Source organism: Vulcanisaeta sp. JCM 16159 (genome assembly GCF_001316265.1).
In the GTDB taxonomy this organism is placed as follows: domain Archaea; phylum Thermoproteota; class Thermoprotei; order Thermoproteales; family Thermocladiaceae; genus Vulcanisaeta.
On the sequence record NZ_BBDN01000008.1, the window covers coordinates 14,229 to 30,483 of the forward strand.

The 16,255-nt window shown below is 45.9% G+C and carries 21 protein-coding genes, 1 tRNA gene and 5 pseudogenes; 9 read left to right on the top strand and 18 right to left on the bottom strand.

Features of this window, described 5'->3' with window-relative positions:
- Nucleotides 1–59: 59 nt before the first annotated feature.
- Nucleotides 60–568 (top strand): annotated as a pseudogene (locus JCM16159_RS08445) (7-cyano-7-deazaguanine synthase).
- A 14-nt stretch (nucleotides 569–582) separates the two neighbouring features.
- Nucleotides 583–765, top strand: a complete 183-nt coding sequence (locus tag JCM16159_RS19120) for a 7-cyano-7-deazaguanine synthase (protein ID WP_367834405.1) — start codon at nucleotides 583–585, stop codon at nucleotides 763–765.
- Here the strand turns inward: JCM16159_RS19120 and JCM16159_RS16390 are convergent.
- The 11 genes and pseudogenes from JCM16159_RS16390 to JCM16159_RS16410 all read right to left on the bottom strand — a co-directional run bounded on the left by JCM16159_RS16390 (nucleotide 755) and on the right by JCM16159_RS16410 (nucleotide 6,344).
- Nucleotides 755–1,231, bottom strand: coding sequence for a hypothetical protein (locus JCM16159_RS16390; protein ID WP_243666424.1), 477 nt, complete (start codon nucleotides 1,229–1,231; stop codon nucleotides 755–757). The two genes, JCM16159_RS19120 and JCM16159_RS16390, sit on opposite strands and share 11 nt — an antisense overlap.
- Nucleotides 1,195–1,931: pseudogene (locus JCM16159_RS16400) on the bottom strand (aminotransferase class V-fold PLP-dependent enzyme). Before JCM16159_RS16400 ends, JCM16159_RS16390 begins: the two are co-directional and overlap by 37 nt.
- A 23-nt stretch (nucleotides 1,932–1,954) precedes the next feature.
- Nucleotides 1,955–2,167, bottom strand: coding sequence for a hypothetical protein (locus tag JCM16159_RS08455; RefSeq protein ID WP_054857541.1), 213 nt, complete (start codon nucleotides 2,165–2,167; stop codon nucleotides 1,955–1,957).
- A gap of 40 nt (nucleotides 2,168–2,207) precedes the next feature.
- On the bottom strand, nucleotides 2,208–3,575 hold the full coding sequence (locus JCM16159_RS08460) for a phosphoadenosine phosphosulfate reductase family protein (RefSeq protein ID WP_367834406.1): 1,368 nt from the start codon (nucleotides 3,573–3,575) through the stop codon (nucleotides 2,208–2,210).
- Complete coding sequence (locus JCM16159_RS19125) at nucleotides 3,518–3,763, bottom strand: hypothetical protein (RefSeq protein ID WP_367834407.1); 246 nt, start codon at nucleotides 3,761–3,763, stop codon at nucleotides 3,518–3,520. Before JCM16159_RS19125 ends, JCM16159_RS08460 begins: the two co-directional genes overlap by 58 nt.
- The gene (locus JCM16159_RS19130; protein ID WP_367834408.1) at nucleotides 3,760–4,035 is read right to left on the bottom strand and encodes a hypothetical protein; all 276 of its coding nucleotides are present in this window, start codon (nucleotides 4,033–4,035) and stop codon (nucleotides 3,760–3,762) included. The genes JCM16159_RS19125 and JCM16159_RS19130 overlap by 4 nt, the downstream gene beginning before the upstream one ends.
- Nucleotides 4,036–4,105: 70 nt before the next feature.
- Nucleotides 4,106–4,474: a hypothetical protein gene (locus JCM16159_RS08465; protein WP_054857542.1), complete on the bottom strand. Its 369-nt coding sequence runs from the start codon at nucleotides 4,472–4,474 to the stop codon at nucleotides 4,106–4,108.
- Nucleotides 4,475–4,555: 81 nt separating this feature from the next.
- Nucleotides 4,556–4,855 carry a hypothetical protein gene (locus JCM16159_RS08470; RefSeq protein ID WP_243666426.1) on the bottom strand — a complete coding sequence of 100 codons (300 nt, stop codon included), beginning with the start codon at nucleotides 4,853–4,855 and terminating at the stop codon, nucleotides 4,556–4,558.
- A gap of 191 nt (nucleotides 4,856–5,046) precedes the next feature.
- Entirely contained in the window at nucleotides 5,047–5,439 is a 393-nt protein-coding gene (locus JCM16159_RS08475) for a hypothetical protein (RefSeq protein ID WP_243666427.1), read from the bottom strand.
- A 2-nt stretch (nucleotides 5,440–5,441) separates the two neighbouring features.
- Entirely contained in the window at nucleotides 5,442–5,960 is a 519-nt protein-coding gene (locus tag JCM16159_RS16405; protein ID WP_367834425.1) for a molybdopterin-dependent oxidoreductase, read from the bottom strand.
- An 87-nt stretch (nucleotides 5,961–6,047) separates the two neighbouring features.
- Nucleotides 6,048–6,344 (bottom strand): twin-arginine translocation signal domain-containing protein, encoded by a 297-nt coding sequence (locus tag JCM16159_RS16410; protein WP_243666429.1) that lies wholly within the window; start codon nucleotides 6,342–6,344, stop codon nucleotides 6,048–6,050.
- Between the two features lie 133 nt (nucleotides 6,345–6,477).
- Here JCM16159_RS16410 and JCM16159_RS08485 point away from each other — a divergent pair.
- The 6 genes and pseudogenes from JCM16159_RS08485 to JCM16159_RS16415 all read left to right on the top strand — a co-directional run bounded on the left by JCM16159_RS08485 (nucleotide 6,478) and on the right by JCM16159_RS16415 (nucleotide 9,519).
- Nucleotides 6,478–7,013, top strand: a pseudogene (locus JCM16159_RS08485) (peroxiredoxin).
- A gap of 102 nt (nucleotides 7,014–7,115) precedes the next feature.
- Nucleotides 7,116–7,192, top strand: a tRNA-Ala gene (locus JCM16159_RS08490).
- 262 nt (nucleotides 7,193–7,454) lie between these two features.
- Entirely contained in the window at nucleotides 7,455–7,820 is a 366-nt protein-coding gene (locus tag JCM16159_RS19135; protein WP_367834409.1) for a pyridoxal-phosphate dependent enzyme, read from the top strand.
- A gap of 16 nt (nucleotides 7,821–7,836) precedes the next feature.
- On the top strand, nucleotides 7,837–8,412 hold the full coding sequence (locus JCM16159_RS19140) for a threonine/serine dehydratase (protein WP_367834426.1): 576 nt from the start codon (nucleotides 7,837–7,839) through the stop codon (nucleotides 8,410–8,412).
- Nucleotides 8,413–8,416: 4 nt separating this feature from the next.
- Nucleotides 8,417–9,259: a hypothetical protein gene (locus tag JCM16159_RS08500; protein ID WP_243666430.1), complete on the top strand. Its 843-nt coding sequence runs from the start codon at nucleotides 8,417–8,419 to the stop codon at nucleotides 9,257–9,259.
- A complete protein-coding gene (locus JCM16159_RS16415) occupies nucleotides 9,241–9,519 on the top strand; it encodes a hypothetical protein (RefSeq protein WP_243666431.1) in 279 nt (92 codons plus the stop codon). The genes JCM16159_RS08500 and JCM16159_RS16415 overlap by 19 nt, the downstream gene beginning before the upstream one ends.
- A 78-nt stretch (nucleotides 9,520–9,597) precedes the next feature.
- Here JCM16159_RS16415 and dcd read toward each other — a convergent pair whose 3' ends face one another.
- The 5 genes and pseudogenes from dcd to JCM16159_RS08520 form a co-directional block, all read right to left on the bottom strand.
- Nucleotides 9,598–10,137, bottom strand: coding sequence for a dCTP deaminase (gene dcd, locus JCM16159_RS08505; RefSeq protein WP_054857544.1), 540 nt, complete (start codon nucleotides 10,135–10,137; stop codon nucleotides 9,598–9,600).
- A 69-nt stretch (nucleotides 10,138–10,206) separates the two neighbouring features.
- Nucleotides 10,207–10,737, bottom strand: coding sequence for a hypothetical protein (locus JCM16159_RS19145; RefSeq protein WP_367834427.1), 531 nt, complete (start codon nucleotides 10,735–10,737; stop codon nucleotides 10,207–10,209).
- Nucleotides 10,738–10,791: 54 nt separating this feature from the next.
- Nucleotides 10,792–11,959 (bottom strand): annotated as a pseudogene (gene metG, locus JCM16159_RS08510) (methionine--tRNA ligase); the annotation flags it as partial.
- Nucleotides 11,960–12,945: 986 nt separating this feature from the next.
- On the bottom strand, nucleotides 12,946–13,311 hold the full coding sequence (gene hsp20, locus JCM16159_RS08515; RefSeq protein WP_367834428.1) for an archaeal heat shock protein Hsp20: 366 nt from the start codon (nucleotides 13,309–13,311) through the stop codon (nucleotides 12,946–12,948).
- Between the two features lie 254 nt (nucleotides 13,312–13,565).
- Nucleotides 13,566–13,754: pseudogene (locus tag JCM16159_RS08520) on the bottom strand (30S ribosomal protein S17e); the annotation flags it as partial.
- A gap of 91 nt (nucleotides 13,755–13,845) precedes the next feature.
- Here JCM16159_RS08520 and JCM16159_RS08525 point away from each other — a divergent pair.
- Nucleotides 13,846–14,574, top strand: coding sequence for a proteasome assembly chaperone family protein (locus JCM16159_RS08525; RefSeq protein WP_243666432.1), 729 nt, complete (start codon nucleotides 13,846–13,848; stop codon nucleotides 14,572–14,574).
- Between the two features lie 281 nt (nucleotides 14,575–14,855).
- Here the strand turns inward: JCM16159_RS08525 and JCM16159_RS08530 are convergent, their stop codons facing one another.
- Both JCM16159_RS08530 and JCM16159_RS19150 read right to left on the bottom strand, forming a co-directional pair.
- Nucleotides 14,856–15,851, bottom strand: a complete 996-nt coding sequence (locus JCM16159_RS08530) for a tRNA-guanine transglycosylase (protein WP_367834410.1) — start codon at nucleotides 15,849–15,851, stop codon at nucleotides 14,856–14,858.
- Nucleotides 15,829–16,194, bottom strand: a complete 366-nt coding sequence (locus JCM16159_RS19150) for a tRNA-guanine transglycosylase (protein ID WP_367834429.1) — start codon at nucleotides 16,192–16,194, stop codon at nucleotides 15,829–15,831. Before JCM16159_RS19150 ends, JCM16159_RS08530 begins: the two co-directional genes overlap by 23 nt.
- Between the last annotated feature and the right edge of the window lie 61 nt (nucleotides 16,195–16,255).

The following is a 16,255-nucleotide window of genomic DNA, read 5'->3' on the forward strand; positions in this document are numbered from 1 at the left end:
TAACCTCAATGAAATAATAACAAACTACTTATTAATGATTGTTGCATATTCATTCATGAATGAAGAAAAGAGCCATACTCCTGCTATCAGGAGGTATTGACTCAGCCGTGGCACTATACCTACTCAAGTCACGTGGTTACGACGTGATCGCCATATCAATAAACTACCAGGCAGGGGAGAACGTGAGAAGGAGACGGCCAGGGAACTTGCCAGGCTAACAAATACGGAACTGATTGAGGTTGATCTACCATTCATGAGGGAGGTTGATGAACTGTGGAGCAATGATAATGAAAGACCAAGCCACCTAAGGAGTGCTCACCCAAGTACTATACCCGCAAGAAACGCAATAATATACGCCATCGCCGCATACTACGCCGAGGTACTTGGGATAGACACAATAGTCGCAGGCCATAATGCCGATGACACGAAACACTTCCCAGACACCTCGAGAGAGTTCAGGAGGTTAATCTCGAGGGCACTAACAATAGGTACCTACATAGGCAGGGCCAGGGGGCTCAGGGTCATAGCGCCACTCTCAAAGCTGAGCAAGACCGAAGTCGTTAGCTAGGTCTCAAGTTGGGCGTGCCCTTTGAATACACGTGGTCCTGCCACAATAATTACGACGCGCCATGCGGCCAATGCAGCGGGTGCCTTGCCAGGAAGAGGGCATTTAATGAGCTGGGCATTAAGGACCCACTCGAAGAAGCAATAAGTAATGGGAGGGATTGGTGGTTACTAAGGAAGAAATCACTGATCAAGCCCTAGCCCTAATATACACTCTCAGGGCCTCAATAAACTTCTCAATCTCATCAACGGTATTATAACCATGCGGTGACACTCTGATAGTGCCAGGCCTTGGGGAGACCACAATACCATTCCTACCGAGGAACTCAGCAAGACCGTAGGGATCTGAGTACTCGAAGGTTAGTATCGCTGCATGGCCATCGAGTGGTGTCGTCACTTTCAACCCCAAATCCCCTAATGAATCCGCCAAATGCCTAATTAACCTATTAGTATGTTCCTCAAATCTATGAGGCACCTCATACCTAAGCAGTAACCTCATGGATGCCAGGGTCCCCTCAAACGCTATTATCGGCCACGTACCCCACTCAAGCCTTGCAGCATCCTTGGTAGGCATGTACATGCTTATATCTATCGGTCTCTCAAACAACTTCTCACCCCTCAACCTCCTACTCACTTGGTTATCATCAATCCCCATCCAACCCGACAACGATGGCTTAAGCTATTTAATAACTCATCACTAACATAGATGAAACCAGCACCATGAGGGCCGAGCAACCATTTATATGAACCTGTAATTAGGGCATCAACACCATCCCTAGTTACATCAATTGGTAGGACACCAACCGCATGAAATGCATCACTTATTAAAACGGCACCTCTTGCATGCGCAATCTCGCAATCTCCCTAATCCTCTCCCTATATCCCGTTATCCAGGAAACATAATCAACAAAGACCACTGCGGTGTTATCATCAATGAGCTTCTCATACTCCTCCAGGTACGTACCATTAATAGGCCTCGCGATCCTAACCTCCTTAATTAGGCCACGGGACTTGAGGGCATGGAATGAGAAGACGCCTGTTGGGAAATTGAGTGGGCTAATGACCACGTTACTACCGGGCCTAAACTCCATAGCCGATAATAACGCATTTAACCCATACGTGGCGCTCGGCACGGCAGCAATACTCTGCCACGATGGAGCATTAATCAACTGCGCAAAGACCCTCTTGGCCTCCACGATATGGTCAAGGGCCAATTCCCACGGCTCGCCCTCCTCCTGCCATAGATTAACGAAATTCATAATCGCCTCAGCGGCATCCTTCGTTAATGGACCAGCCCCAGCATTGTCGAGGTACGTCCTTCTCCGTGTTATTTCTATCCTACCCCTAAGCTCCTCTAACCAACCCATTGATTAAGTGAGTATTGCCGGGATTAATTTTTATTGCACCTACTAAGCAACTCCATCACAACCTCTATAATCGCCTTCATGACCGACACCCTCGTCGGCTCATCAACCTTAACGCAGGTCCTGAACTCCATACACAACTCATCCAAGTACTGAAGTACCGTACTAAACTCCTCACTTGGGTTAACCAACCAATCAATTAAGTGGTAAATCGCCTTAACGGCCTCCTCCCTATCCATCAATAAAAACACTCACTAAATAATTAATAAGGCAATAAACTCAGGCGCCGTGAATCTCAGGGCGGCGATAAACCAAGTACTGAGCCGATGGGCATGCCTTCGAGCAGAGCAGGCAATTTATGCACCTACTCTCATCAACTATGAATGATGGACCTGGACCAACACGCCTCAACGCCTTTGTTGGGCACCAATTAATGCACAGGTTGCACTCACCGCATATTGACGCCCTGGCAGCAAAACCCGCTATGTGCACCCTCAATTCCTCATTGCCTGAGGAGACCACTACCCTGTTACTACCCTGCTCAACCCTAACCTCAGCCTCCCCGAACTTTCCCCTTACTACGTATGAACCATTAACGCCCTCCACAGAACCAAGCATCTTCAGGAACTCCGTGAAAGTAACCAGGTTAATGGGCTTATCAACATTGATAATCAACGAATTAACATCACCATTAAACTTGACAGGGTACTCAACCCTGAAACTCACCCTAACCCGACCACGAATATCGCCAGGCAAGCCCCTCCTCCAACGCCAAAGACCGTAATCAGCAAACTCCCTTGGTAGTCCCTGACTCTTCGAGAACTCCCTGAGCACCTCATGAAGTCTCGTGTAAATTCCTGGATACCTCTCACGCACAACCTCAAGTTCCGCTAACTCATTGGCTGGACATATAACGCAGCCGAGCCTATCAAATCCATACTCATAAGCCTTGTTATAGGGCAGGTTCCTCATTAATATATAGCCCCAAACCTCGAGCGCCGTCCAATCCTGTATTGGAGCAACAACAATATCCTTAGTAACCCACTTACTAACCGAGACCCTAGGCAACCTAGCCCTTTGGAACGACTCAAAGGCCCTCTGACCAACAATGCTGATAAAGCCCCCTGGAAACCTACGCAGCATCTCATCGGTTATCGGCCCAAGCTTAATGACCTTACAGCACCAGCGGTAGTCCCTGGCTGGTGGCCCAAACTCCATAATTGCCTTCCAATACTTATCCCCTGCTGAGGCTATGATTAACTCGGCATTATAGAGCTTCGCAACCTCCCTAACATTGTCATAGGACTCTGATGGCTCGAGACCCGTATCATTAAATAATACGTAGAATTTAACCCCGGTCCTAGCCACCAGGTCGAGGGTTACTAGGGAGTCTTTGCCGCCTGAGTACGAGACCACGATTGGCTTCTTATACTCGCTGAAGACCCTCCTTAGGAATTCCACGGCTTTCTCGGCCTTACGCTCTATGTAATCTCTGTTCAATTCGATGAAATCCTTCAACGTGCTAGGCTTGGGACTTGGCAGTGGCCCCTTTGCCAACCAGCTCTTGATTATCCTGAGCCTACCACCTCTCATCGACTTAGCGATGCCGTGGTATTTACCGTCCTCTGTGGATACCGCGACGTGCACGTACCTCTCGCTGGGTAAATTACCCTAATGATCGACTCCCTATGAACATCGTATCTCTCGGGAAGCTTGTCTAATTTAATTACGGCCCAGTAACCAAGGCCCCTATTGATCATCTCGGTGACGCCTTCGTACAAGGGCCTAAACCTCCACATTCTCCTCTCTATATCATAAAACCTATGACCAATCACTCTACCCTCACGATGACCTCATCAGCTTGGTCTGCGTAGCCAGGTATTTTATTGAGGAGGATGACCTCGTCATCTGGTATTAACAACTTAGCCAACTCCCCACTCCCGAACTCATTAATCACAGCCCTCCTAGTAATCTCAACATCGGCAGGAAAGGCAGGTCTAACATCGCCGGGCTTCGTAATCCTGGCAACACTCAATGATGAGCATCGCTTGGCTCCCAAGTCCTTACTGAGCACCGGCACGTTTAAGTCATCGCACCAATAAATCACTGAGGGCATCTTACCGCGGGTTTAAGGATAAGGAAGGTAAATTTAATTCTTTTGACGAAGCCGGAGGCACTCACTTCATGTTCCTCATTAACTTCTGCCGTGACCCCTCATCAAGCAGTTGCAACACCCTACCCACGATTGCCTGGTCCCTATTCTGCAGGTCCCTACTTAGGCTAGAGACTGCCTTAGTCCTTAATGCTAGTCCTGCCTTAACAACGTCGTCAGGGAATGAAGCAAGTATTTTCATGGTTGTTTTGCACCAATTTATGTATTCCTCGTCACTCGCTCTCCGGGCAAGTGTCTCGATGACGCTCCTAAGTGCCTGGAATGCCTGGTCCTCCTTGAGTGTGAATAGCATTTGTAGTATTGACCTTATTTGTTGCTCACGCTGGTTCTCGGGTAATCGGGCTATCTGTATTGGGTCTACCTGCGAACTCATTGATCACTGTTAATGTATTGCCAAAATAAATGAATCCCGGCACACCAGTAAAAATAACAAAATCCCAAATTAATCCTAATTTCACGGAGGCAGTAAAAGACGCAGTGGGTTACCGACATCCCTCAGGAAGTCGCGGAGTTCGCGCCTAACATTCTCATCGCGCAGGATCTCGATTATTAATGCCTTAAGTGACGATCTGAACTCCCTGTCATTAATTACCGAGAGCATCGACGATATCACTATCTTTCTGAGGTTTGGGTCGTTAACAAGGTCCGCCAGCACCACCTGTATTAATGGTTTAACGGACGCTAGTATCCCAGTCACGAGCATTTCCTGATTAATAGCCTGCCCTGCCTGCACAGACTGCTTGTCATTACTCATTAACATACCATTAAATCAATGGGTTAAAAACCTATGTATTAACCTAGGTGGGGTACGGGGTAGTGTTGACGCTGTGCTTAATTAAATAATCACTAACAGGCTATAGAGGTACATGGTGATTAGGAAGAGCACTATGAGCATTGAGGGTATGACATAGGTATAAAGCGGTCTCCAGGTAATCCTCCTCCTTATCAACGCAAGACCGATGCCGCTGGTATATGCAATATGAAGAAGAGCGATAGTGGTGCGATTAATAGTATGTGCAATTGAAGGGATAATCCCCTCGTTAAGGCGCCGAACGTTAGGGAGTACACTATGGACGAAATCGTGGGCCCGGCACCAAATCCCGTAATTGCCTCGGCAATGGACAGCGCAAGTAATACCCATGCGGTCTTCCTTTGAAAACTCGGTAAGTAGATCGAGTTTGCAATATCAATATCAAGGGCTGGGTAAACCGCCATCACGATACCAGGCACCGCAATGAGCCATGACTTGAGATACATCGCTAAGGTCATCGTTAGGATGCCGGGGTATATCAGGATGGTCTTGTTTATACGTAAATCACTAATACGCAGGGACTGCATTGTTAATCACCGTTCTTTCTAGCAACGTCTGGGTAGCCCCTCGACTCCCAATAGCCCAGGTAATTCTCGTTAGTCACCGTGATCTTAACCAACCACTTAACGTATTTATAGCCCCACCATCTAGGCACGACTAACCTAACGGGGTAACCGTGGGTCGTCAGTAATGGTTGTCCGTCAGCCATAAACGCGATTAATGTGTCATCCTCCATCGCCTTCCACAACGGTAAATCGCTTGTATACCCGTCAGCTCCATAGAGTATTACCTTAGTCGCACCTGATTGAACACCCGCAGCATTCAACACGTACTTAAGGGGTACTCCAGTCCACTTAACCACCGCCTTTAGGAAGTATGGGACTGAGACGCATTGTAGTGTGTCTATGATTGTCGTGGTTGGCATACTCGTCAGTTCAGAGTATGTTAGATTTAATGGATTATTCACGAGCCCATCGATTACCAGCATGTAACTACCAATATTTACCTGGGGTGTGGGCCCTATCTGTACGATATACCAGTCATCCAGTGGTGTTAAACTTACGTTGGTAACATTACCGGTGCTACCCGTGTTGTTTGTGGCATTGCTTACCGTAACTGCGCTGACGTTCGTCTGTTATGTCTTGTTTATTGGGAAGGTCTTAATGGCCGATATGTGTGATGCGGTTGGTACGGTTATGTTGACCGTGGATCCATTAGTGATTAATTGATTTGCCCTGGACTCATTAATTATGGAGGAAATTGCGGAATTATTGGCGGCGCTTTCAACACCCTGACCATTATTGGTTATCGCATTGGGTATCGCACTTGCGAGCATTGCGGCAGCACCGGCGGTTAGTAACATGGTTAGGAACCTCCTCCTACTACTAATGCCCATATTACTTGACCTCTTACCCTTAGCGTTACTTGACATTGGTGAGTACGCAATTGGTCCGTTAAATAATGCTTATTCAGAATCCCTTACAAATTTATTACTAATCTCCATACCCTAATTTATTCTTAATTATTCTTAACTTTGTAGCAACCTCAACGCTTATTACTAATTTATGAATTATAGCCCTAATTATTTAAGAGGGGGACACCATGGTTATCCGACCATCACGGTTGAGGTTGGAGAAAGGGCTCCGGACTTTGAGCTCTTGGATACGGAGTTGAAACCAAGGAGGTTGTCCGAATTTCTCGGTAAGAGGTTCGTAGCCATACTGACCTTTCCAGCGGCCTTCTCGCCGGTATGCACAAAGGAGTTGTGCACCTTTAGGGATAGGATGGCATTACTAAATAAGGCAAATGCTGAAGTCATAGCAATAAGCGTGGACACACCATTCACACTCAAGGCGTTTAAAGAGCGAATAGGCCGAACTTCACATTATTGAGCGACTTCAATAAGGAGATGATTACGAAGTATGGGGTCATCCGCGAGAACATACTCGGACTTAAGGGCGTTGCTAAGAGGGCAGTATTCATACTCGATCCAAAGGGCGTAATAGTCTATAAGTGGGTCAGCGATAACCCAGGCATTGAACCACCCTACGAGGAGGTAATACGCATAGTTGATGAATTAAGCAGGAAGTACTCCCCATAATGTGAAGTACGCGTGAATTAATAACCTGACCAAAAATAAATAGTCATTATTACGCCAATCCAGGCTAAAAGCTTAAATTTCTTGGTTCTCGGCTTTTTCCTTGGGCCGGTAGTCTAGCCTGGAAGGATGCCCGCCTCGCACGCGGGAGATCCCGGGTTCAAATCCCGGCCGGTCCACCACGTTCTTAATAGGTATGTTTCCTATAAGGCCCGTGAGCTTTAGGTAAGGCAGTTTGGCTCGCCATGCCTTGGTTAACTTAACGGTTCTTAATGATGGATTACGTAAGCCGTACTCATAATCCTCCCTTAATCCTAAGCCTTCCATCCTTTTGATAACGTCGTTTCATGCTTACATGTTAAATAATTCATGCATAGCCCAAACCCCTCCTTAACATTAATAGCCGAGGAAAAAATTAAGCCTTTAGTGCTTGAGTAATTACTGATGTTTACATTGGCTGACGTTTATAGGGCCAGGCAGGTAATCAGTAAATACCTGGTGAGAACCCCACTTGTTTACTCACGTCAATTATCCAGGTTACTTGGTTTTGATGTTTATCTAAAGCTTGAAAATCTTCAACCAACTAGGGCGTTTAAGGTTAGGGGTGGCGTGTACTTTGCGATGATTAGGAGGGATGAGGCACAAAGAAAGGGGTTAATTGCTGCGTCCACGGGCAATCACGCACAATCCATTGCATATGCTGGTAAGTTAATCGGTGCTAGGGTCGTGATAGTGATGCCCGAGGGCGTGTCTAGGGTTAAGGTTGAGGCATTAAAGGACTTGGGGTGCCGAGATAGTATTTCATGGTAAGGTATTTGACGAGGCCCTGGACTACGCGATGAAAATGGCAGATAGGGAAGGCCTATTATTCGTGCATAGCACCAACGAGCCGCTGCTCTACCCAGGAGTTGGTACGATGCACCTGGAGGTTATTGAGGACTTACCCGATGTTGATGTGGTGATAAACCCAATAGGTGGTGGCTCAGGGGCTTCGAGCGCCGTCGTTGTATATAAATCCATCAATCCATCAATCAAGGTCGTAGGCGTTCAGGCCGAGGGCGCGCCGAGTGTTTACTTATCGCTTAAGGAGGGTAGGTTAGTTTCCACGGGCTATGCTAGGACAATCGCCGAGGGCTTGGCCACGGCTAGGGCTTATGAACTGCCCTTTAGTATATTGAGGGGTAGGATTGATGACGTTATTCTCGTTAGTGATGATGAGATGCTTAGGGCTATTAAGGAATTAGCCCTTAATGCTGGGCAGGTCGCCGAACCTGCGGGTGCGGCTGCCCTGGCCGCTGCAATGAAATTAAGGAGTCAGTTAATGGGTAAGAAGGTCGTGGTAATGGTGACTGGCGGCAATATTGACCCAGAACTGTTTATGAAGGCTCTTGAGAATTACTAGGTATATGAGGAGGATAGTTGTCTTAGGCTTTGTCTCACCACTGCATAGGGATAGAATTCCCGTAATTAAGGGCATTGATAAAACCATATCTAACACTGACGAGTTGAGGGGATTAAGCATCGGCGATGCGTTCGTCGTTGCCTTGATACTATCTGGCGGTGTTAGTCGCCTGGTTAGGGAGTTCGCGGAGGATTATGGCTTACGTAGGTTGCTTCTTGTTTCCCATCCAGGCCTTAATAGCCTTGCCTCAGCCCTTGATGCAAAAGCCCTACTTAGTGAGGTTGGGGTTGACTCAGGGATACTTCACCTTGAGGATCTGAGCCACATCGACCATGCGCTTAAGATCGCCAGAGCTATAGCCTCCATACTCAGTATTAGGGTTGCCCTGCTCGGTGTTAGGGCTAAGGATAGTGTGGCCAGGACCTTTGAGGATAGGTTTGAGGCAAAGGTTGATGCTATACCCATGGAGAGCCTTGAGGATATGATTAATAATGCTGATGAGAAATTGACCGCAGAGTTCATCAATTACATTAAAGGTAGGGTTAAGTTTGAGGTTAGTGATGAGAGGCTTAGGGACGTTGGTAGGATATACGCTGCCATGCGTGGTCTTTATGGTAAGTATGACGCCCTTGCCATTAACTGCTTCCCATACCTAATTAAGCATAGGGTCACACCATGTTTAGCGTTGGCTAGGCTTAATGAGGAGGGATTGATAGCAGCATGCGAGGCTGACCTAAGGGCTTTGTTCTCTATGGTCATTGCTAGGGAGTTAACTGGTTATAGTGGTTGGATCGCAAATACTAACCATATTGAGGCAGTAAGGTCACAATGGCTCATTGCACAATAGCCCTTAACATGGTCGGAGATGCCAGGGTTGTAACCCACTTTGAGTCTGGATTTAACTATGGCTTAACTGGCAGGTTGCTGTTTAATGAGGTGACTGGGGTCTCGGTATCGAGCGATTTTAGGAGGATGGGCATCTTTAACGCCAGGGTTATTGAGTCAGGGTTACTGAGTGATAAAATGTGTAGGACGCAGGCCATACTTGACCTGGGTATTAACTCCTTGGTCATCCTTAGCTGGCGCCGTATAATCACCACGTCATAATACCTGGCAATGTGGTTGAAGAGTTGGAGACCATAGCCGGCGTTCTCGGCATGGAAGTCGTTAAGTATACGCAATGAATCAGCATTCGCCCTTCATACCCTTTGGTGGCGTGACCCCCCTCTGACCCAGGTACCTGCCCAGGTACTTCGCCTCACCAATTGTTTTCACTAAGACCACGTGTAGGAACCTCATGCCGGGCCTAAGGACCATGTAATTACCACTATTGTTTATTACCTCTATTGTCACGTTACCCTCAAAGCCCGCGTCGATTATTGTTGGTGGTACGCTTAAGCCGTACCTGGCGAGGGTTGAGCGTAGGTTGCAGAAGCCAACCACGTCCCTTGGGAACTTCACGTACTCCATCGTCGTTAATAGGGCGAAGCTCCTTGGTGGTATGACTATCCTGCCATCCTTAGCCTCCACAATGCTGAATAAGTGCCTTGCGCTCTCTAGCTCGCATGGGTCTATTACCTGCCCGTCGAAGGCGTATATCGCGTACTCAGTGCCGACCCTGAGGTCAAGCCCATTCTCCCTAACGACATCCTCGCTGAAGGGCTCGATTGATAGGACCCCACCCCTAACAAGCCTTAGTATTTCATCCCTCGTTAATACGGCCATCAATTACTAACGAGTCCCGCGATTTTATTTTTATTACCATAAAAACCCCAAGGTATTCCCCACATATTATCACTGACTGGGCAGGTATACCTGTTCCCATGGGTACTTATTCCTGTCTTTAGCATCTCTAATCTCGTCTAACTTCCTCATCATTGCCTTAAACTCATCATAACTAATCTTCCTGAAGAGAGGCCTCACATTACTAACTCTAGTACCTGGCCTCGGCGATTCGTAGGCATCCGCCCAGGTTAATTTACTGAAGCCCGCCATTGACCATAGGTCCTCCATTGACTTGGGCATTACAGGCCATAGACCTATTGATAGGGCCTTAACCATGTGCAGGGCATTGAGCATGACCGCGCCTGCCTCATCCCTATTACTCTTTATTAACTCCCAGGGCTGTCTCTCGTTTAGGTACCTATTACCGACCCTCGCAATCTCCACAATCTCCATCAACGCATCCCTAAGCTCAATCCTCTCATAATGCTCCTCAGCACTCCTGAAGTGGTTTAGGGCCTCATCCTTATACTTAACGTCAATGTCCTTAAGCGCCCCACTAGGAACCTCCCCATTAAACCTCGTATTTATGAATGTGAGCACCCTATGTATGAAGTTACCAATTACATCGTTTAGTATTGAGTTTATGATCTCAAGGACTTGATGCCACGTAAAACTCGTATCCCTCCCCTCAGGTCTCTGGTAAACCAGGACAAATCTCCAGTAGTCAACGGGCATTAACGCCAATGCCTCATCAATCCAAATACCAATCCTTTGGCTCTTGGAGAATTTCTTACCCTCGAATAGTAGGTACTCGGTTGATGCTGTGGTGTAGGGCATTACGTATGGGTCCCCAGAGGCTATGAGCATTGCGGGTAGTAATATTACGTGGAATGGAATGTTATCCTTACCCACAAAGAATACGGCCCGTGTACTTGGGTCGAACCAGAACTTCTTCCACCTATCCTCATTACCCCTGTTCCTGAAGTACTCGATCGTCGCAGATATGTAGCCGAGCACGGCCTCAAACCATACATATATTGTCTTATCATCGGCGCCAGGGAATGGGGCCTCAATACCCCACTTATTATCCCTTGTTATGGCCCTTGGCTTAATCCCTCCTTAAGCATCCCAAGGCTCATTTGCTTAGCGTTCTCGGGCAGTGCGGTATTCTCCTCCACGTACTTCCTAACCCTGTCCTCAAGCTTCGTTAAGTCCAGGTACCAATGCTTTGTTCTGACCCAAGTTGGTTTAGAACCACATATTGCGCACCTCGGGTTTATCAATAGCCTTGGCTCAAGGAGCCTACCGCAATTCTCGCATTGATCACCGCGAGCCTTATCATACCCGCAGTATGGGCAAGTACCTATTATGAACCTGTCTGGTAAGTAGATCTTGTCCTTTGGGCAGTAGGTACTTCGTCTTCCCTAGTAATTATGTATCCATTGTTGTAGAGCTTCATGAAGAATTCCTTAACGAATTCCTTATGCACTGGTGACTCTGTCCTCGTATAATTATCGAAACTAATCTCCCACAATTCGAATAGCTTTTTCACGATTTCATGCATTCTATCTGTCAATTCCCTAGGCTTCACGCCTAACTGCAGTGCCTCGACCTCGATAGGTGTGCCATGCTCATCAGAACCAGATACAAAAACAACGTCATCTCCCCTGAGCCTAAGGTATCTGGCAAAGACGTCGGCTGACAATACGGAACCAATCAGATTGCCCAGGTGAGGTACCGCATAGATGTATGGCCATGCAGAGCCTATAACCCACTTCCTTTTGGCATTTCCTGATTGGTCACCATCGTTACCAAACTGCACAACGTAACCTAGAAATTTAAGTTTTAAGCTTAAAGTAAATTACTATCACTGAATCCTCCGTGGCCTATTAGGCTAGGTCTTATCTTACCGACTATTCTTACGTTCTAGTTCCTAAAACGAGCCTTAACCGAATTTAAAAACATGAGGGAGAATAATTAATGGCCATACATGGCACGTAGAAAGCCAGTAAGGTGATTAGTTGTGACTTTGGTTAAGGCTTTTTATTGGTGGGGTTATTACGTGGGCCTCATTGCACCTAAGCGATCATGTAGTAATTCTTGACGATTACATCCTCATGCATGTTGTCATGATAACCTACATAAACGGTACCACCCTCCCTGGGTATTACTAGGGCTCATTCCATCCTAAGTACCTGCCTGGCTTTAGCTTTGTCATCCATGTGCTTGATAAATCGGTTAATGTCTCAATAACCTCCATAGTCTACTACAGCACGTACAAGAATTCCTAATGCATGCATAGTCCATAATAATCATCACCACAAAACCAGCGATGACGTTGAGTCCTACGTAAACACCACATACAATGCCAATTACGTAACTGGCAGTAAACAGTCCCCTACGGCTATGGCATCATGGTTTCCTGAATCATTAATGGCCCATCAATTGTCTCGAAAGGGGATTACTACTTCTACGGTCTCAACATGGTGGCGCAAAATGGAGCCGGTGGGCATAATACACGCATACGTAGGCCTAACCAACGAAACATCAACAATGCGCATGGAACCAATACCAAAGGATGAGGTGAATGTATTTAATTGTGTATGACTAGGTAAGCAATAATTGATAAAGGTAATAATTACCTAGCTGCTGGAAAGGATAATAATCAAGTATTTCTATAGATTGAACGTGCAGATGAGAAATAATGTCAAATTAAACTGCCTTGATAAATTAAGTATTAAAATATTTAAACTGTCTTATTTGAAGCATGTTAAATTGTTCCTTGGGATTTAATGATTTAATAGAGAATTATTCGACCTTAATCTCAAATCCTCTCTTTCCTGAACTCTTTTTCTTCAACTCTACGGTTAATACTCCGTTCCTATACGTGGCTTTTGACTGGCTAGGGTCAACCTCAGCTGGTAGTTCAACTTCCTTGTAATACTTCCTATCAGTGTTCCTGGCACTTATAATTAATTTCTTACCATCCTCGGAAACCCTAATACTTATCTTATCCTTATCAACACCTGGCATGTCCATTATAACCTTTACTGAGTCCTCCTCCTCAATAACATCGGTTAACGGCTCAATATCCTCCTCAATGACTGGCCTCTCCCCCTTTGGCCTAACATTGCCGAACTCCTTAATTCTCGGTTTCCCATCAGGCCTATGGATATCTCAAATCCATAATAATAATACCTAGGTCTTACCTTACCGCCACGCTTTCCCTCTTCTTCTTCTGGCGTAACTCCTCTCATCATTCTCTCCATCTCCTCCTCCATCTCACGCTCAAGCTCCTCAAAATACCTCTGAATCCTCTTGAACCAGTTATCTATGTCCTCGAACCACGACATACAACATAAAGAATAAAATAGCCTTAATAAACCTTTATTGCTCTTCCAACTCAACCTCAGGTCTCTCCTCGGCGCGGCCTTCATTCTCTTGATCATCCTCGTTATCTCACCAGCCACCTTATTACGGACAGCCTTACTAGGTATGTCTGCCAACTCAGTAACCACCTTCTTATTCATCTCAAAATCATCACTAAACCTGTCTGGGTAAACCTCAAGCAACCTCCTGGCAAGGCTCTTTATGTACCTTGGCCTTACACGCCCCATTGTCCAGTCGTATTCTTAACCCCCTTTAAAATCTTACGTTATGTACGTAATGCTAACACTTTTAATAACCAGTTCAGGTTTTGCTAATGCCGTGAACAATGTAAGGATTAACATGGTGGAGCCAATACTAAAGCCCATGTATTTCCTAACGGGATTTGCAGGCATAGGCATGGTTGGGTACTTAGTTGTTCAGCACCTGTCCAATGCTCTTAATTGCCGTAGGGTTGGGTTCGTAGTAATGCCCAGGGAACCACCGTTGAGTGCTTACATAATTAGTGCGAACATGCTCTCAACGCCTGGCGAGATTTATTATTGCCCGGAAACTGGTTTTACTATTTCCATAATTCACTGGGATGGCGATTTCATGACCAAATACGCACACGATGTCGTTAAAACAATTGCTCGCTGGGTGTACATTAATGGTTTTAAGGAGGCCATACTCTTTGGTGGGCTTGATAATAGATTAAGAGGTGAGGATTTGGACCAGCTAAGAATCGCTGTAACAACCGAGTACAGGAGTAGATATTCTCTGGGTAAGGTTAAACTTATGGAGCTTAACTACGCAATGGTTGGGCCATTGGCGTTGTTAATGAATGAATTCGAGAGGTTAGGCATACCTGCAATCTCCATATTGCCGTATGCCGAACCATTCCGTGCAGACCCTAATGCGGCTATCATCGCCATTCAGTTCCTAAAGGAATTAACAGGCGTCGAGGTTGATGTTAGTAGATTAAGGGAGTTAGCCGAGATTATTGATAAAGAAGTTAAGGAGTTGCAGGAAAGTATGAAACGTAGGGAGGGACCTCCCCATTACATCTGATTACTGCATTGAATACCACTTATTTCCTTAACGATCCAAGGTATTAATGAGTATAGTTCCTGCCTTGACCTAGCCTTAAGGATTACTAAGCCTTTAAAGCCCAGACCCATTAATTCATTGATTATTTTTTTCGTGATAATCCTTCGTAATTACCATAATTCCGTTAAATCCCTTACTCCGTAATTTAATTAAGTATTTACGCAGCAAATGGTGAGCGTGTAGACGCAGGTAATTCGGAGTAGGTTCAGGATACTCATGCTGCGACAACGGGTAAATCTCACTTATCTCATACGGTATTGGACCCAGGATGGATTATTTATTATAATGTGAACTTTACTTAATAAGTCATTACTTATTAATTGATCTATTAGCCAGTATATTAATGGGTCTCTTATGTATGGTCTATCAAGAAGCTCACCTGGCAATACCACGACTATACATCCCTGGGGCGGCTCATAATTATTGAGAAGTCTCTCAACATGCCTAATGATTTCGGGCCTATGTAGTGATTCCAAGGATGTTATGTGCAGTGCCCTCACACGCCCTGATTCATCCGGGATTACCTTAAGCAAAGCCCTTAACCCCTTCCTTAAGGCCAGTAATGCTGACTTAACCCTGGCATCACCGCCAGCTTTTTCCTCTAAGTACTCCCAAAGGGTTCCCTCCTTAATCCTAGCCTTAATCTCCTGAATCTCCTCCCAAAGCACGTATAGGTTGTGAATTGCTAACAACCTCTCACGCTCAGCCTTATTCGTACTCATTAACTCCTTAACACTGTACTTCCTACACACGGGGCAGTTGCAGGGTATTCTATCAACCTTAATCTCATTAAGTCTCACAGTCCTGTCCCTAAGGATTATCCTATCATCACGAGCATAGAGAACATAACTGGCAGAATCGAAGAAGTCAACACCCATGGCTACGGCAAAGGGTAGTATTAATGGATGTCCAGCCCCAAAGAGATGCACAGGCTTGCCTGGTGGTAACCTAGCCTTTACTGTGGCTATCATCCTCACTATCGTTGAGAAGTCATACTCCTCAAGGAGCGTTGTTGGGCTACCGATGGCGTAAATATCGAAGTTCAACTCGCCCATCTTCGTGGCCGAGTAACCAAGTATGTCGAGTTTATCACCGCCCTGCACTGGACCCACAATTAGCATCCTGTGTTCGGGATCCCATACCTTAGCCTTCACGAGGGCTGCCCTGGCCCTTCTCAAGGTTTCCTCAACCTCAAGCACTACGGCTTCTTTAGGCCTACCCCACTGTCGGTATGTCAAGTATCACGCCAATGTCTGTGCCTATGTCAATCTCATACTTGAGAATCTCGTCTGGGGATACTTCGACTTTACCGTACATGAGCAGTTGATATGCGCCTGAGTCTGTCATGATGGGTTTATCCCAATTAAGCAGCTTATGCACACCAACCTCCCTGACAAGGTCGCCATAATGTCTCTTAAGTAGGTAGGCATTAGTTATTACTTGATTAAAGCCTATATCCAAGATGTCGCTTAATGATATAATCTGCTTTACCGGATTTATTACGGGAAATAATGCTGGAGTCTCAATAATACCTGACCTAGTCTTAGTCTGCCAATTCTTCCAGCTAAATCTTTTTCTAATATTTCAAAGGACATTCGGAATAACCACAAAACAGGATTTATTCTAAAAATATACCTATCCT